The organism is Paenibacillus sp. EZ-K15, from assembly GCF_002573715.1.
Classification (GTDB): domain Bacteria; phylum Bacillota; class Bacilli; order Paenibacillales; family Paenibacillaceae; genus Paenibacillus_AQ.
The window spans coordinates 650873-664386 of record NZ_PDHM01000012.1 but is presented as its reverse complement, the minus strand read 5'-3'; the positions used below and the strand labels follow the sequence as shown (position 1 = coordinate 664386).

At 50.2% G+C, this 13514-nt stretch carries 15 protein-coding genes and 1 riboswitch; of the genes, 1 reads left to right on the top strand and 14 read right to left on the bottom strand.

Annotation, left to right across the window (positions count from 1 at the left end; translation table 11 throughout):
- Positions 1-101: 101 nt before the first annotated feature.
- The 8 genes from ytfJ to ribD all read right to left on the bottom strand — a co-directional run bounded on the left by ytfJ (position 102) and on the right by ribD (position 6632).
- The gene (ytfJ, locus tag CRG97_RS11130; protein WP_098742995.1) at positions 102-554 is read right to left on the bottom strand and encodes a GerW family sporulation protein; all 453 of its coding nucleotides are present in this window, start codon (positions 552-554) and stop codon (positions 102-104) included.
- On the bottom strand, positions 527-1207 hold the full coding sequence (locus tag CRG97_RS11125) for a DUF2953 domain-containing protein (RefSeq protein ID WP_098742994.1): 681 nt from the start codon (positions 1205-1207) through the stop codon (positions 527-529). The genes ytfJ and CRG97_RS11125 overlap by 28 nt, the downstream gene beginning before the upstream one ends.
- Positions 1208-1396: 189 nt before the next feature.
- Positions 1397-2002, bottom strand: coding sequence for an SMC-Scp complex subunit ScpB (scpB, locus tag CRG97_RS11120; protein ID WP_098742993.1), 606 nt, complete (start codon positions 2000-2002; stop codon positions 1397-1399).
- Complete coding sequence (locus tag CRG97_RS11115; protein ID WP_098742992.1) at positions 1971-2762, bottom strand: segregation and condensation protein A; 792 nt, start codon at positions 2760-2762, stop codon at positions 1971-1973. The genes scpB and CRG97_RS11115 overlap by 32 nt, the downstream gene beginning before the upstream one ends.
- 67 nt (positions 2763-2829) lie before the next feature.
- Positions 2830-3297: a 6,7-dimethyl-8-ribityllumazine synthase gene (gene ribH / locus CRG97_RS11110; protein WP_098742991.1), complete on the bottom strand. Its 468-nt coding sequence runs from the start codon at positions 3295-3297 to the stop codon at positions 2830-2832.
- A 256-nt stretch (positions 3298-3553) separates the two neighbouring features.
- Positions 3554-4792, bottom strand: coding sequence for a bifunctional 3,4-dihydroxy-2-butanone-4-phosphate synthase/GTP cyclohydrolase II (locus tag CRG97_RS11105; protein WP_098742990.1), 1239 nt, complete (start codon positions 4790-4792; stop codon positions 3554-3556).
- A gap of 47 nt (positions 4793-4839) precedes the next feature.
- Positions 4840-5508: a riboflavin synthase gene (gene ribE / locus CRG97_RS11100; RefSeq protein ID WP_098742989.1), complete on the bottom strand. Its 669-nt coding sequence runs from the start codon at positions 5506-5508 to the stop codon at positions 4840-4842.
- A 23-nt stretch (positions 5509-5531) separates the two neighbouring features.
- Positions 5532-6632 (bottom strand): bifunctional diaminohydroxyphosphoribosylaminopyrimidine deaminase/5-amino-6-(5-phosphoribosylamino)uracil reductase RibD, encoded by a 1101-nt coding sequence (gene ribD / locus CRG97_RS11095; protein WP_098742988.1) that lies wholly within the window; start codon positions 6630-6632, stop codon positions 5532-5534.
- 267 nt (positions 6633-6899) lie between these two features.
- A riboswitch (FMN riboswitch) is annotated at positions 6900-7080 on the bottom strand.
- Positions 7081-7282: 202 nt separating this feature from the next.
- Here ribD and CRG97_RS11090 point away from each other — a divergent pair.
- Complete coding sequence (locus CRG97_RS11090; protein WP_098742987.1) at positions 7283-7684, top strand: YbgC/FadM family acyl-CoA thioesterase; 402 nt, start codon at positions 7283-7285, stop codon at positions 7682-7684.
- Positions 7685-7755: 71 nt separating this feature from the next.
- On the opposite strand, the gene CRG97_RS11085 is transcribed toward CRG97_RS11090, so the two are convergent.
- From CRG97_RS11085 to sigF, 6 genes are all read right to left on the bottom strand, one after another.
- Positions 7756-8187: a peptidylprolyl isomerase gene (locus CRG97_RS11085; RefSeq protein WP_053488818.1), complete on the bottom strand. Its 432-nt coding sequence runs from the start codon at positions 8185-8187 to the stop codon at positions 7756-7758.
- Positions 8188-8399: 212 nt separating this feature from the next.
- Positions 8400-9731: a diaminopimelate decarboxylase gene (gene lysA, locus CRG97_RS11080; RefSeq protein ID WP_098742986.1), complete on the bottom strand. Its 1332-nt coding sequence runs from the start codon at positions 9729-9731 to the stop codon at positions 8400-8402.
- Between the two features lie 118 nt (positions 9732-9849).
- A complete protein-coding gene (locus tag CRG97_RS11075; protein WP_098742985.1) occupies positions 9850-11475 on the bottom strand; it encodes a spore germination protein in 1626 nt (541 codons plus the stop codon).
- 23 nt (positions 11476-11498) lie between these two features.
- Positions 11499-11927 (bottom strand): stage V sporulation protein AB, encoded by a 429-nt coding sequence (locus tag CRG97_RS11070; RefSeq protein ID WP_098742984.1) that lies wholly within the window; start codon positions 11925-11927, stop codon positions 11499-11501.
- Positions 11924-12568, bottom strand: coding sequence for a stage V sporulation protein AA (locus CRG97_RS11065; protein WP_098742983.1), 645 nt, complete (start codon positions 12566-12568; stop codon positions 11924-11926). Before CRG97_RS11065 ends, CRG97_RS11070 begins: the two co-directional genes overlap by 4 nt.
- A gap of 180 nt (positions 12569-12748) precedes the next feature.
- Complete coding sequence (sigF, locus tag CRG97_RS11060) at positions 12749-13504, bottom strand: RNA polymerase sporulation sigma factor SigF (protein WP_006209412.1); 756 nt, start codon at positions 13502-13504, stop codon at positions 12749-12751.
- Positions 13505-13514: the final 10 nt, after the last annotated feature.

The window sequence follows — 13514 nt, the reverse complement described above, 5'->3', positions numbered from 1 at the left end:
TGATCGGTTTGAGTTTAGCCTCCGCTAAAAGCTTATAAATTCACTAATCTTCACAGCAAAAATCCCTTCCGTTATGAACGAAAGGGATTTGCTTGCTCCAATCAGTACGCAGGCGGAGGCGTGGTACTGTTCGCGTCATTACTGCCTGATTGAAACATCGACTGGATTTGATCGAGTAAATACGGGGTCGCATCAATAATCCGTTCAAACAGATGGGTTTGATTGTCCAGCGGCACGATGTGCACGCCTTCTTTACCCACGACCAGAAAAGCAATCGGCCGAATGGACACGCCACCGCCGCTGCCGCCGCCAAAAGGAAGGGCACTATGATCGTTGTGCGTCCCGTTAGTGGTGGTAGTTGAGTGTGTGCTTCCCGCCTCAACGTTGTAGTCGCTACCGCCGGCAGCGAAACCAAAAGCCACTTTACTGATTGGCAAGATAACGCTGCCGTCAGGCGTATTCACCGGGTCGCCTACAATCGTATTAACGTCCACCATTCCCTTGATGTTTTCCATAGCCGTTTGCATCAAGCCTTGAATAGGGTGTTCTGCCATGATCTAATTCCTCCTTTCACCTTTAACACGCGAACTATAAGTACCAGTCCAGCATACATAGCTTTTCCGCAGGAGATTTTCGCTATGCAGTTTAGCTCTGTGGAAATTTGCGGCGGACCGTTAAAGATTGGCACCACATCGATTTGGGGCATCTCTTCCATGATCAGGCGATACGACATCCACCCCAGAAGCGTATGCTTGATGCCATGCAGCAGCCCGGTCGCTACCGCCGTATCGGCCGCATGCTCAAGCGCAATCCGGGTTGACCAGCGCACATCCATGAGATGAACGGCCGCCATCGTCTGTCTCGTCCATTTTTTGAAACCTTTTGTAGACCACAATGCCCGCGCATAGTCCCTGTATCGAATGGTTTTGCTTGAAGGATCCTCCTGCTCTTTTGAATGGTGAGGAATCCCCTGCTCTACGGGAACGGTTTCCTTCTTAAACTCGATCCCCCCGTTCGCCAGGTGAAAGGGGACTGCATATTGGCGCGTAATCAATCCGAAGATCATTTTAATTTCCGCCAACAGTTTATATTCATCTTTTTTTAGAACCACATCCAGCTTAATCGTTACCTTGGAGCTCAGCACAACGACCAGCAATACGATGAGGAGAACGACCAAACCGACCGCCAGAAAGATCCATACCCTCACGAAGTAACCCCCAAAACGTACTTAGTAAAATGTAATCCGCTTGGCTTAGTATGGCAAAAGCGCCCCCAAATGATGCGAAACTATTCCAAGTCCCTGATTTCAAATTTTCGCAAGTGACATTAAAAAATCCCGGACGGTGGATTTCTCCACGCCCAGGATTCTATTACAACCTATTGTGTTGTATAATGGCTAACTTTCCTCTACGTCATCGAACGTAAGCTGACGACCGTCAAGCTTATCGAACAACAGCTGCGTTTCCTCTTCCAAATTATCATTATCCTCAAATTGCGACGGCTCCGGCAAATCCTTGATATTGGCAAGTCCGAAATATTCCAGGAAAGACTTGGTTGTTCCATACAAAATCGGTCTGCCAATCGCCTCCGCCCGTCCGACTTCCTCGATCAATCCTTTGCTTACCAGCGTATGGATCGCCCGTTCGGCCTTGACGCCGCGGATGTCTTCAATCTCTACGCGCGTAATCGGTTGACGATAGGCAACGATGGAGAGTGTTTCGAGTGCGGCTTGTGACAAGGAGGAACGGGAAGGCGAATACGCCAGGCGTTCGAAATACGGAGCATGTTCGGCCAGCGTAGCGATTTTGTAGCTCCCCGCAATCTGTACGATCTGAATCCCCCGCTCATAACGCTCCCATTCTTCCTTCATGTCCTCAAGCGCTTCGCCAACCAGGCCATCCGACTGCTCGGTGATCTCAGCAATTTGCCTAACCGACAAGCCCTCTTCTCCCGACAGGAACAGAAGCCCCTCAATAATCGATTTCAGCTTCGGATAATCCATCAATGCGTCCTTCCCCTCTCCACTCCATGACGATATCTTCAAACAACTTCTCTTGGTAGCACAAAATTTGCTTCATTTTCATCAGTTCCAAAATGGCCAGGAAGGTTACCACGATTTCATGCCGTACCATCTCTTCGTGAAGCAGCTTGGAGAACAGGATCCTGCCTCCCGGCCCAACCTCCTCCAGGGCATTCATGACCTGACGGATCCGGTCCTTAACCGATATTTCATCCCGCTGAATGCGGGCATACGATGTGCGTTTGACTGCTTTGCTTAATGCTTTTTGAAAAGCAGCGATCAAATCCGAAATATGTAATCCCTGCACCGGATTCTCTTCTACTTCCGGCATGTAAGGCGTGAGGTCTTCGGCTTCCTTGGAATAAATCAGACTGCGTTCCCATTCCTTATCATGCAAATGGCGGGCGATGCCTTTGTACTTGCGGTATTCGATCAGCTTCGCAATGAGCTCTGCTCTCGGATCCATGTCATCTTCTTCATAAAAATCAAACTCGTCCATCTCGATAACCGGAGGCTTCGGAAGCAATAACTTGCTTTTTATAGACAGCAGCGTTGCAGCCATCACCAGAAACTCACTCGTAATTTCCAGCTCCAGCTCCTGCATGTTGTGCAAATAGGCCATGTATTGTTCGGTAATCTCGCTGACGGGAATATCCTGGATGTCGATTTCCGCTTTATCAATCAAATGCAGCAGCAGATCGAGCGGTCCTTCAAACGTTTCCAGCTTGTATAATACGGTCACGGTGAATCCTCCCGCCAAAAAAATAAAATGCAGTGCTCTAAAAAAAGAGCACTACATTAAATAAGCACTATTTTAGGCTTTTCGTCAAGTTCGCCATTTCGATGGCTGCCATCGCGGAATCCCAGCCTTTATTGCCGGCCTTCGTTCCCGCTCGCTCCACGGCCTGTTCGATATTCTCCGTCGTAACGACACCGAAAATCGTTGGTACACCGGTCTTCAGGTTAATCGCGGATACTCCCTTGGCCACTTCGTTGCACACATAATCATAATGCGTAGTGGAACCGCGAATGACGGTTCCTAAGGTGATGATTGCATCGTATTTGCCGCTCTCTGCCATTTTTTGGGCAATAAGCGGGATTTCAAACGCACCCGGCACCCATGCGACATCCACTTCGTTCTCCTTTGCGCCGTGGCGCTTCAATGCGTCCAGTGCGCCGCTCAGCAGCTTGCTGGTGATGAATTCGTTGAAACGACCTACGACGATACCGTACTTTAGACCCTCGGATACTAATTTACCTTCAAATATAGTTGCCATGATGGAAAACTTCCTTTCGGTTTGGAGTTATATAAGGTCTTAAGATGATCATAGTCATTGCTGCGCATCAAGTCGCTGCCGGATCAAATCGTTCTTCCGATCGCTGTTAAATCCTGATTTCATGATCTATTTTTACAAGGTAGAAATCAGGATTTAAAGGCGACCGCTATCGCTTCTCCAGAACTGATTTGCTCCTCTGCTTATACATGCTTAAGCAAATCCATCTTCTCAAATAAGACCTTTTGTTATGTGGTGATTAATTGGTGCTTTCGTTCTGCTCAATATCGTTGAATTTCAGCATATGTCCGAGCTTGGCTTGCTTAGTATGCAGGTAGCCCGTGTTATCCTCGTTCTCCGGCATTTGGATCGGAACGCGCTCGACCACCTCCAAGCCGTATCCTTCGAGGCCTTTGATTTTGCGCGGATTGTTTGTCAGCAACCGGATCTTTCTTATCCCCAGATCCTTCAGGATCTGGGCTCCGATGCCGTAATCACGCAGATCTGCCGCAAAGCCGAGCTTCAGGTTAGCATCCACGGTGTCGAGCCCCTCTTCCTGGAGCTTGTAGGCTTTCAGTTTGTTGATTAAGCCGATGCCCCGCCCCTCCTGGCGCATGTAGAGGAGAACGCCTCTGCCCGCTTCATCGATTTGGCGGAGGGCCGCCTCGAATTGGGGACCGCAATCGCAGCGATGGGAGTGGAACACATCTCCTGTCAGGCACTCGGAATGCACACGCACGAGGACAGGTTCATTCCCATCGATCTCCCCTTTTACCAAAGCTACATGCTCTTTATTGTCCACGTCGTTGGTGTAGGCAACGGCCTGAAAAACGCCGAATTCAGTCGGCATCCGCACAGCTACCTCTCGCTGGACCAGCTTTTCTTTTTCATTGCGATAATGAATCAGATCCTTGATGCTGATCAGCTTCAGATCATGCTTCTTCGCAATCTCCACAAGGTCCGGCAGCCGTGCCATTGTGCCGTCTTCCTTGATCACCTCGCAGATGACGCCGGCCGGATAGGACCCGCTCAATCTGGCAAGATCGACAGCGGCCTCCGTATGTCCTGCCCGGCGCAGGACGCCTCCATCTTTTGCGATCAGCGGGAACATATGACCCGGTCTTCGGAAATCGGATGCAGATGCATTCGAATCCAAGATACCTTTGACGGTGATGGACCGCTCATAGGCCGAGATGCCTGTCGTGGTATGCTTATGATCAATGGAGACTGTAAAGGCCGTTCCATGATAATCCGTATTTTGGGTAACCATCGGTTTGAGGTCGAGCTCCTGAGCTCTGGCCTGCGTCATCGGCAAACATACCAGCCCACGGCCTTCGGTGATCATAAAATTAATGACCTCCGGAGTTGCCATATCAGCTAATGCGATAAAATCGCCCTCATTCTCACGGTCTTCATCGTCTACGACAATGACGACCTTGCCTTCCTTCAAATCTGTTAACGCCTCTTCGATTGTATGAAATGAAAAGCGCTCATCCATCGCTACTCCTCCTTCTTCTCATGGAGACTCTATGTGAAGCACACAGCTTAGGCAAATCCATGCTCTGCAAGATAATCCCTGCTGATTCCCGGTTTTGTCCCGCCTCTGCTCCCGGCCCCTTCAGAGCCGTAATGCAGCAGGTGATCTACATATTTTCCTAAAATGTCGCATTCGATATTAATCGTATCGCCTGCTTTTTTATATGCCAGCACCGTCTCCGCCAGCGTGTGGGGGATGATGGATACCGTAAAGGAGGAATCTGTTGTTTTGACAACGGTCAAGCTGATTCCATCCAATGTGACGGAGCCCTTCGGAATGATATATTTGAATACGTCCCCACTCGCGGGCGCAATCTCGTATACCACGGCATTCTGATCTGCCTGCACGTTCCGAATGACGCCGACGCCATCCACATGCCCCTGAACGATATGGCCTCCAAATCGACCTCCGGCCGCCATTGCCCGTTCCAGATTCACCTTTCCGCCTGGCTGCAGCTCCTTAAGATTGGTATTTCTATAGGTTTCCGGCATCACATCGACCGTAAATATTCCTTTGTCAATCGTTGTGGCTGTCAAGCAGACGCCATTAACGGATACGCTGTCCCCCAGCTTTAAATCATCCATGATCCGGCTAGCGGAAATGCTCAGCAGCATGGCTTCGCCTTTCCGTCCGATACGCCTCATCTCGCCGATCTCCTCAACCAATCCAGTAAACACAGGCTTCCCTCCTTTCTTTCTCCTTATTTCCAGACCGGAATCCCGCTGACATAAATATTGTCGCCCAGTCTTTCCGTCTCAAGTCCTGTCAGCATAATCGCTTGGTCCATCTGTTCATACCCGCTGAACATGTAATTTCCAGGTGCATCATACCCGCCGATAATCTTAGGGGCGATAAACTGGATGAGCCGATCCACCAGCTTCTTTTCCAGCATCGAGCCATTTAGAGTACCGCCACCTTCCAGCAAAATGGAGGCAATCCCCTTCTGTCCCAGCTTCGCCAGCGCAGCCTTCAGATCCACACGTGGTCCTGGCCCGCAGGGAATGACCTGAACGCCCAGCTCTTCCAGCCCGATCCGCTTCGTCTCATCCGCCTGCTCCGTCGTCAAGATCCACGTTGGCGCCAATCCGTCTGTCACGACATGGCTGTCGAGCGGGATTCGTAAGCTGGAATCCACGATAATCCTAATCGGATGCAGCCCTTCCACCCCAAGTCTCGTTGTCAGGCTCGGATTATCCGCGATAACTGTTGACACGCCAACCATGATGCCTTGATGGCGATGACGCAGCGTATGCACAAGCTCTCTTGATTCTTCATTGGATATCCACTTGCTATCGCCGGTTTTTGAAGCGATTTTGCCGTCCAGCGTGCTGGCTGTCTTTAACGTTACGAAGGGCTGACCCGTCGTAATGAACTTAATGAAGGTTTCGTTCAAGCGAAGCGCACGTTCCTTAAGGACACCGGTCTCAACCCGGATTCCCGCTGCGCGCAGCATTTGAATCCCTTTGCCCGCAACGAGAGGATTAGGGTCCTCGCAAGCAACAACCACTCGCTGAACACCTTCGGCAATCAGTCTCTCGCTGCAGGGCGGCGTCGTACCATAGTGACTGCAGGGCTCCAGTGTCACGTACACCGTACCGCCCGCCGCTTTGCTGCCAGCCATATTCAGGGCATGAACCTCAGCGTGCGGTGTTCCGCGCTCTAAATGCGTTCCCACCCCTGCAAGCGCGCCATCCTTAACAACGACACAGCCAACAACCGGATTTATCCCGGTTTGACCCTGAGCACGTTCGGCCAGGTCCAGCGCAAGTGACATATAGAATTCATCGTTGACGATATCCATGGTAAACATGCCCCTTTCCCAATGTTCACATAAAAAAGCCCTGCCAAAGATTCGGGGAATCCTTAACAGGGCTTGATGGAAGTTAATCATTGACACACTAAATAACCGTCATGAATGCAGGTTTTGCCTATAACAAACGACCCAAATCCGTTACCGGCGACATCCAATCATCGCAAGCACAGGTTTGAATTGCATGTGAAAACCTGCACATAACGCATATCACGTTGTGTGCATAGACACAAATAGCACATGTTGCTTATGTGTCTCTCACTCCTTCTCCCATCCAGACTATACTGTCGGTCCCGGATTTTCACCAGGTCCACCGCATACGGTGTGTAACACACGCATATCCGGGTCACGGACTAAGACGCAGCCATCTGCTTTCAAAAGCTCAATCACTGCGTTCATCACCGCCGGTAGGGAATTTCACCCTGCCCCGAAGGATAAAACATATGAAATTGTTTGATCTTATGAAGAATCTTATCACCACCTTTTAATAATTGCAAGAAAAAACAACTAACTTTTTTAAAGTTCATAACTTTATTTACCAATATGTGTATGGACTGCAGAAGGAGAATACTTCTTATAGAGAGAACAGTTTAGTAGGATAAACACGAGAACTAGATACAGTTAAAAAGGAGCGAGCTGCGATGAAAACTTCGCTGGACATTATCGTCCGTCCTACGGAAATCGACGTGAACGGACATGTAAACAACGCCAAATACCTGGAATATCTGGAGTGGGGCCGTGAGGAATGGTATGAAGCAGGAGGTCTTCAATATGATATGCTGAAACGGCTTGGCGTCCAGACCGTTACCGTCAATATCAACATCAATTACCGCAAGGAGTGCGGCCAAGGCGAACGGCTGACCATCGTGACCGAACCGCATTCTATGGGTCGTACGAGTTATGTGCTGATTCAGACGATTTACAACGAACAGAAAGAGCTTTGCGCGGATGCCGCCGTTACCAGTGTGGCGATGGATGTACATACTCGTAAAAGTCGGCCTGTTCCGGAAGAGCTTCGTCAATTATTTCCTGACCCTGCGTAACCCTCCCCGGAATAACAATAAAAACAGGCTCACCCCTAAGAGTGAGCCTGTCCTGAACAGAAGCTAAATTTTTATGCTTCGTATACTTCTACTTTTTCCATTTTGTCACGGCCTTTGAATGCATCCACGTACTCCATGCCTTCAACGACTTTACCGAACACCGTATGCTGTCCGTCCAAATGCGGCTGCGGCTCGTAGCATACATAGAACTGGCTTCCGCCCGTGTTGCGGCCAGCATGCGCCATGGCCAAGCTGCCACGCTCATGCTTGTTAGGGTTGATCTCGCAGTTGATGGTATAGCCAGGACCGCCTGTTCCCGTTCCCTGTGGGCAACCGCCTTGAGCCACGAACCCAGGGATTATGCGGTGGAATACAAGACCGTTATAAAACCCGGAGTTTGCCAATTTCTCAAAATTAGCTACCGTGTTCGGTGCATCATTCTCAAACAGATCCAGCACTACCTCTTTGCCGTTCTCCAATGTGATCTTCGCTTTTTTAGCCATATGTGTTATCTCCTTCCGTTATTAGAACGCTTCAATCGATTTTTTTACAATGCATTCTATTAGTTTACTATGAATTGAGCCTCGAAGCAAAATGATCTTGTCCCCCGTTTGCACATTCCATATCAAGTCCAAGGCATGCCAAAGAGCCCTGACCGCAGCCGGTGGCATTGGCGGGCCCTCTAGGATATTAGAGCCGTAAAACAAACATCCGTTTAGCTCGTTACGGTTTCTTTCGTTACACTTGCCGGCACTACATCGTGGCTGATGATGTCCGCAAGCGACTCGCGGCGTACCACCAGCTTGCTCTGTCCGTCCTTCACGAATACGACCGCAGGTTTGCGGATCCGGTTGTAGTTGCTAGCCATGGAATAGTTATATGCGCCTGTGCAGGATACGGCCAGCAAATCGCCTGTTGCTACCTTCGGAAGCTCCAGATCCCAGATGAGCATGTCTCCGCTCTCACAGCACTTGCCGGCAATGGATACCGTTTCTTCCGGCTTCTCATTCGCCCGGTTCGCAAGCAGCGCTTCATATTTCGATTCGTACAGCGCCGGACGCGGGTTGTCCGTCATTCCGCCGTCTACGGCAACGTATTTACGGACCCCGGGAATATCCTTGCTTGTGCCCACCGTATAGAGGGTGGTGCCTGCTTCACCGACAATACTGCGCCCTGGCTCTACCCAAATTTCAGGGAGCGTGCTGTCAATGCCGGCGAAGTGGGTCTTCACCGCATCCGTAATCGCTTTTACGTAGTCGGATACATGAAGCGGAGTGTCCCCATCCACATATCGGATTCCAAATCCGCCGCCAAGATTTACAACCTTGAACGTGATGCCGAGTCCCGCCTTGACCTTGGCCGCAAATTCTGCAACGCGCGAAACAGCCATCTGAAACCCTTCTACCTCAAAAATCTGGGAGCCGATATGGGAATGAATGCCCATCAGATGAATATTCGCTTGAGCCTCGGCAAGCTTCACCGCTTCATAAGCGGAGCCGTTGCCGATATCGAAGCCAAATTTCGAATCCGTTTGGCCTGTTGAGATATACTCATGCGTATGAGCCTCAACTCCCGGTGTCACGCGAAGCAAAATGTTGACCTTCCGGTTCTTCTCGGCAGCAATCGCTTGCAGCATATGCAGTTCAACTACGTTATCGACAACGAAACAGCCGATTTCCGCATCAAGCGCCATCTCAATCTCTTCTGGCGTTTTATTATTTCCGTGGAAATGAATCCGCTCCGCCGGAAACCCGGCCTCAAGTGCGGTGTACAGCTCTCCGTCGGAAACAACGTCAAGCGACATCCCTTCCTGATCAGCCAATTGACACATAGCCATCACGCAAAACGCCTTACTGGCATACGCGACTTGGAACTTCAAACCGGACGCCTTGAAGGCCTCAATGTATTCCCGGCAGCGATTACGGACCGACTGCTCGTCTACAATATATAGTGGTGTTCCATATTGAGCTTTTAAATCGGATGTGTCACACCCGCCGATTTCCAAATGCCCCTGATCGTTAATCTTGCTAGTACCGTGTAAAAACATGCTTACAATTCCTCCGATCCGTTGATTCAAAATTAGGGTAATCGAATAATTGTTCACAGTATAGCAGACAACGGAAGGTAATCAAAATGGATTTTTCAACACAACATTTGTGTTATTGTTAATGCTCGCCTCTCGGATTCATTTCAGGGCCCATCTTCGTGTTATCACGTGTTTTGTTGAGAGCCGGACGTCTTCTTGACATAAGCAGCGGTTTGCGGAACAAAATTTCGCCCATCGCTTTTGCACTAAATGGTATAAACGGCCACAAGTAAGACGAGTTGTAGGAACGGTGTGTCGTCAGGAGCAGAATCAGAAGCGTCGTCCCGATGACAAAGCCCTTCACTCCGAACAGCGCTGTTGCAAGCAGAAGGAGCAGCCTGACCATCCGGTTGGCAAGTCCCAGCTCATAACTTGGGGTCGCATACATCCCAATGGACGCCACCGCCATATACAGGACGACCTCGTTAACAAATAATCCGGTCTTAACAGCGATATCGCCGATCAAAATCGCAGCGATCAACCCCATCGCTGATGCTAGCGGTGTCGGCGTATGAACGGCAGCCAAACGGAGCAGATCCACGCCGAATTCAACAATCAGAAACTGCAGGATAATCGGAATTTTAGCGTTCTCCTGCGGACCGATGATATCGAGTCCCGGCGGCTTCAGTTCAGGATGGACAACCAGCAGCATCCACAGCGGGAGCAGGAACATGGATGCAAAAATGCCTATAAAACGTATCCAGCGGAGATAAGTCCCCATAAACGGGGTCTGGCGATTCTCCTCGGCATGCTGACAGAGATCCAAAAACGTAGTGGGCATAATCATCACGCTCGGCGAAGTATCTACCATGATCACAATTCGACCTTCGAGTAGATGGGAGGATACAACATCCGGCCGTTCCGAGTATCTGACCAGCGGAAAAGGGTGCCAGCCTTTATTCACAATGGCTTCCTCGAGCTGCTTATCACCGAGAGGAAGCCCCTCTAAATCCACTTCCTGGATTTTGCTGCGAATCGCCTCAACCTGGGTGCGGTCTGCGATGTCATCAATGAAAACCAGGCACACATCCGTTCTCGTCCGCCTTCCGACCTTCATGACCTCGACATGCAGTCCCGGATCACGAACTCGTCTTCGCACCAGATTCACGTTGGTAACGAGTGTCTCCGTAAACCCGTCCCTTGCGCCGCGAACGACGCGTTCCACCGCAGGCTCCTCGAGCCCGCGCACAGGATATTTCCGCGTATCCAACAAGATGGCGGAATGCGCATCCTCAATGAACAGCGCACATATACCGGAGAGCACTTCGTTAATCACTTTGCTAAGTCTTGTATCCCGCTCCACTTGGACATGGGGAATATAGCGGGTCATCATCTCGGTAAGTGCCTGGTTGCTCACATCCTCCGGTGTCAGGTACGTCAGCCTTGTCAATATATCCGTCACCACGACATCATTCGTGAAGCCGTTTAAGAAGAGAAGCCCCGCGTTTCTGCCGGCAAAGTTCATTTCACGGAATACGACATCAAAAGAAACCCCAAGACCGATAACTTCCTTAAGCACTTTTTTCAGTTCACTCAGCTTCGCGGGGACATGGTCGGTTTGCTGCCAGTAGATGACGGATTCCTCAGTGCTGTTGGAGGTTTCGGCCTCTCTCTTCTCCTTCAGCTCTTGTTCCCCCAACGCTTTGATGGGAATGACCGGAATATCTGTATCCAGTTCGCTGCTATTTGTTGTTTTCTCGTCCATAACCTACCTCCTAGCCATTACTATCACTTGCTGTAAACAAACCAATCGAACAGAGAGCCAGCCACCTTGCCTGCGACCATGGCCATAAGCAGACCAAACAAATACCCCGTCAACCGGAGCCGCTTGGCCAGAATCGGCAATACATTCAATACTTCCGTCAATGCGGCTGCCAGCATGCCGATGAATATCCCGCACATTAATCCGATCACGGTACTCACAATCGGCCCCAATGGAACGGACCATCTCCAGAAATCGGCCAACGTGCCGATGAAAGATCCCGCTATTAAAGCCCCTTCATACCAATGGACCCGGCTGTAAGTTGCCGTCAGTTGGGACAATCTCGGGATGATGTCCAGCACGATGATGAGCGCTATGACTCCGCCCCCGACGGCGATGCCCCCTGCAACGCCAAGAAAACAGGTGAATATCCCTTGCAGAATGGACAACATCATGGTTCCCTACCTGTCGTATCGGCGCCGGCATTCATTTTCCGATATTCTTCGGCGACCACGAACTGATCCAGATTTTCTTGATATAGGTACATTTCCACCTCAAGCGGGGTCGGCTCTTCATTCCATTTTTTCTTGAACAAATGATTGAAGAACACCGTCATGCCAAATCCGAGCCCCAGCGAGTATGCAATCTGGAACAAATAGGGATGCTCGTCTCTTTTCCCCGTCACCATTTCAACGATTCGGATATGAACCTCAAGCATGTTGACATCGGCATGGAAGTTCATAATGGTCAGTGCGGAACCGAAAAACAAGAGCAACCAAATGAGCGGGAACCACAATTTTGACCGCTTGCTCTCCGGACCGACAAGCTCCACCAAGGTATGATGGTTTCCCATCGGTTCGATATGAGCGCCAGGAATCAACGCTTGAATCTTCGGGATGATTTGAATCAGATCCATGACAAGGCGGTTGCCATCGAGATCCTTCGGCTGCGTAAGCGGCAGCGCTCTAAGCCGTCTCTCCCAGTCGGGTTCGCAGACAATGAAGGCGACATCACCTAGTTTGACGGTCTGGTCTCTTGGTAACCGTATGCGGCTCCTTAGCTGCAGAAACACCGTCGGAGTGGGATTAACCTTCATCCGAAACACTCCTTTACTGCTAAATTACCGTTAGTATGGGAAATCTCTCTCCTTTCTACTCGGATTTACCATACTTTCTTATCCGCCAAACGACCAAAAGGTTTACTAAAAAATGAAAAACGCCGTCCCCTAAGGGCGGCGTTAAGTTTGAGCAGACTTTCGAATAACGGCTGAGGCCCGCTACTGCGCGATCTCGTTCCGTATGCTCTGCAATATTTTTTTCTCAAGTCGCGATACCTGCACCTGGGATATGCCCAGCCGGCTGGCAACTTCCGACTGCGTCTGATCCCGGTAATACCGCAGATAAACAATGAGCCGCTCCCGTTCGGTCAAGCCACCTATTGCTTCATTCAAGGCCAGCTTGTCGAACCAGCGTTCTTGCGATTCATCAGCTATCTGATCCATTAGCGTTATGGGATCCCCGTCATTTTCAAATACGGTCTCATGAATCGAGGTTGGCGGTTTATTCGCCTCCTGGGCAAACACCACTTCCTCGGGGGTTACCCCAAGCTCTTCGGCAACCTCTTTCACCGTCGGAAGACGATCGAGCTGCTTGGACAGCTCGTCCCGCTTCTTCCTGACTTTGTTGGCCATTTCCTTAAGCGATCGGCTGACCTTGAGGGTCCCGTCATCTCTTAAGAAACGCTGAATTTCTCCGATGATCATCGGTACGGCATAGGTCGAGAACTTTACGTCATAACTGAGATCGAACTTGTCCACGGATTTGAGGAGACCGATACAGCCGATCTGAAACAGATCATCAGGCTCATACCCCCGGTTCATAAACCGCTGAACGACAGACCAGACAAGACGAATATTACAGTTGACGAGCGTGTCCCGGGCGACATTATCCCCGCTTTGGCTAAGTGCAATGAGTCGTTTGACCTCCGCGTCGTCCAAATAAGTCTGCGAAGTTTTCTTCACATCGGCATCCATTTGTCCAACC

Excerpts from the sequence above, each read along its gene's own strand:
- CRG97_RS11065 (WP_098742983.1), bottom strand. The coding sequence starts at position 12,568 with ATGAAGGTTAATCCCACTCCGACGGTGTTTCTGCAGCTAAGGAGCCGC.
- ytfJ (WP_098742995.1), bottom strand. The coding sequence starts at position 554 with ATGGCAGAACACCCTATTCAAGGCTTGATGCAAACGGCTATGGAAAAC.
- CRG97_RS11070 (WP_098742984.1), bottom strand. The coding sequence starts at position 11,927 with ATGATGTTGTCCATTCTGCAAGGGATATTCACCTGTTTTCTTGGCGTT.
- CRG97_RS11090 (WP_098742987.1), top strand. The coding sequence starts at position 7,283 with ATGAAAACTTCGCTGGACATTATCGTCCGTCCTACGGAAATCGACGTG.
- CRG97_RS11085 (WP_053488818.1), bottom strand. The coding sequence starts at position 8,187 with ATGGCTAAAAAAGCGAAGATCACATTGGAGAACGGCAAAGAGGTAGTG.
- sigF (WP_006209412.1), bottom strand. The coding sequence starts at position 13,504 with ATGGATGCCGATGTGAAGAAAACTTCGCAGACTTATTTGGACGACGCG.
- ribD (WP_098742988.1), bottom strand. The coding sequence starts at position 6,632 with ATGGATATCGTCAACGATGAATTCTATATGTCACTTGCGCTGGACCTG.
- ribH (WP_098742991.1), bottom strand. The coding sequence starts at position 3,297 with ATGGCAACTATATTTGAAGGTAAATTAGTATCCGAGGGTCTAAAGTAC.
- CRG97_RS11075 (WP_098742985.1), bottom strand. The coding sequence starts at position 11,475 with ATGGACGAGAAAACAACAAATAGCAGCGAACTGGATACAGATATTCCG.
- CRG97_RS11105 (WP_098742990.1), bottom strand. The coding sequence starts at position 4,792 with ATGGATGAGCGCTTTTCATTTCATACAATCGAAGAGGCGTTAACAGAT.
- lysA (WP_098742986.1), bottom strand. The coding sequence starts at position 9,731 with ATGTTTTTACACGGTACTAGCAAGATTAACGATCAGGGGCATTTGGAA.
- scpB (WP_098742993.1), bottom strand. The coding sequence starts at position 2,002 with ATGGATTATCCGAAGCTGAAATCGATTATTGAGGGGCTTCTGTTCCTG.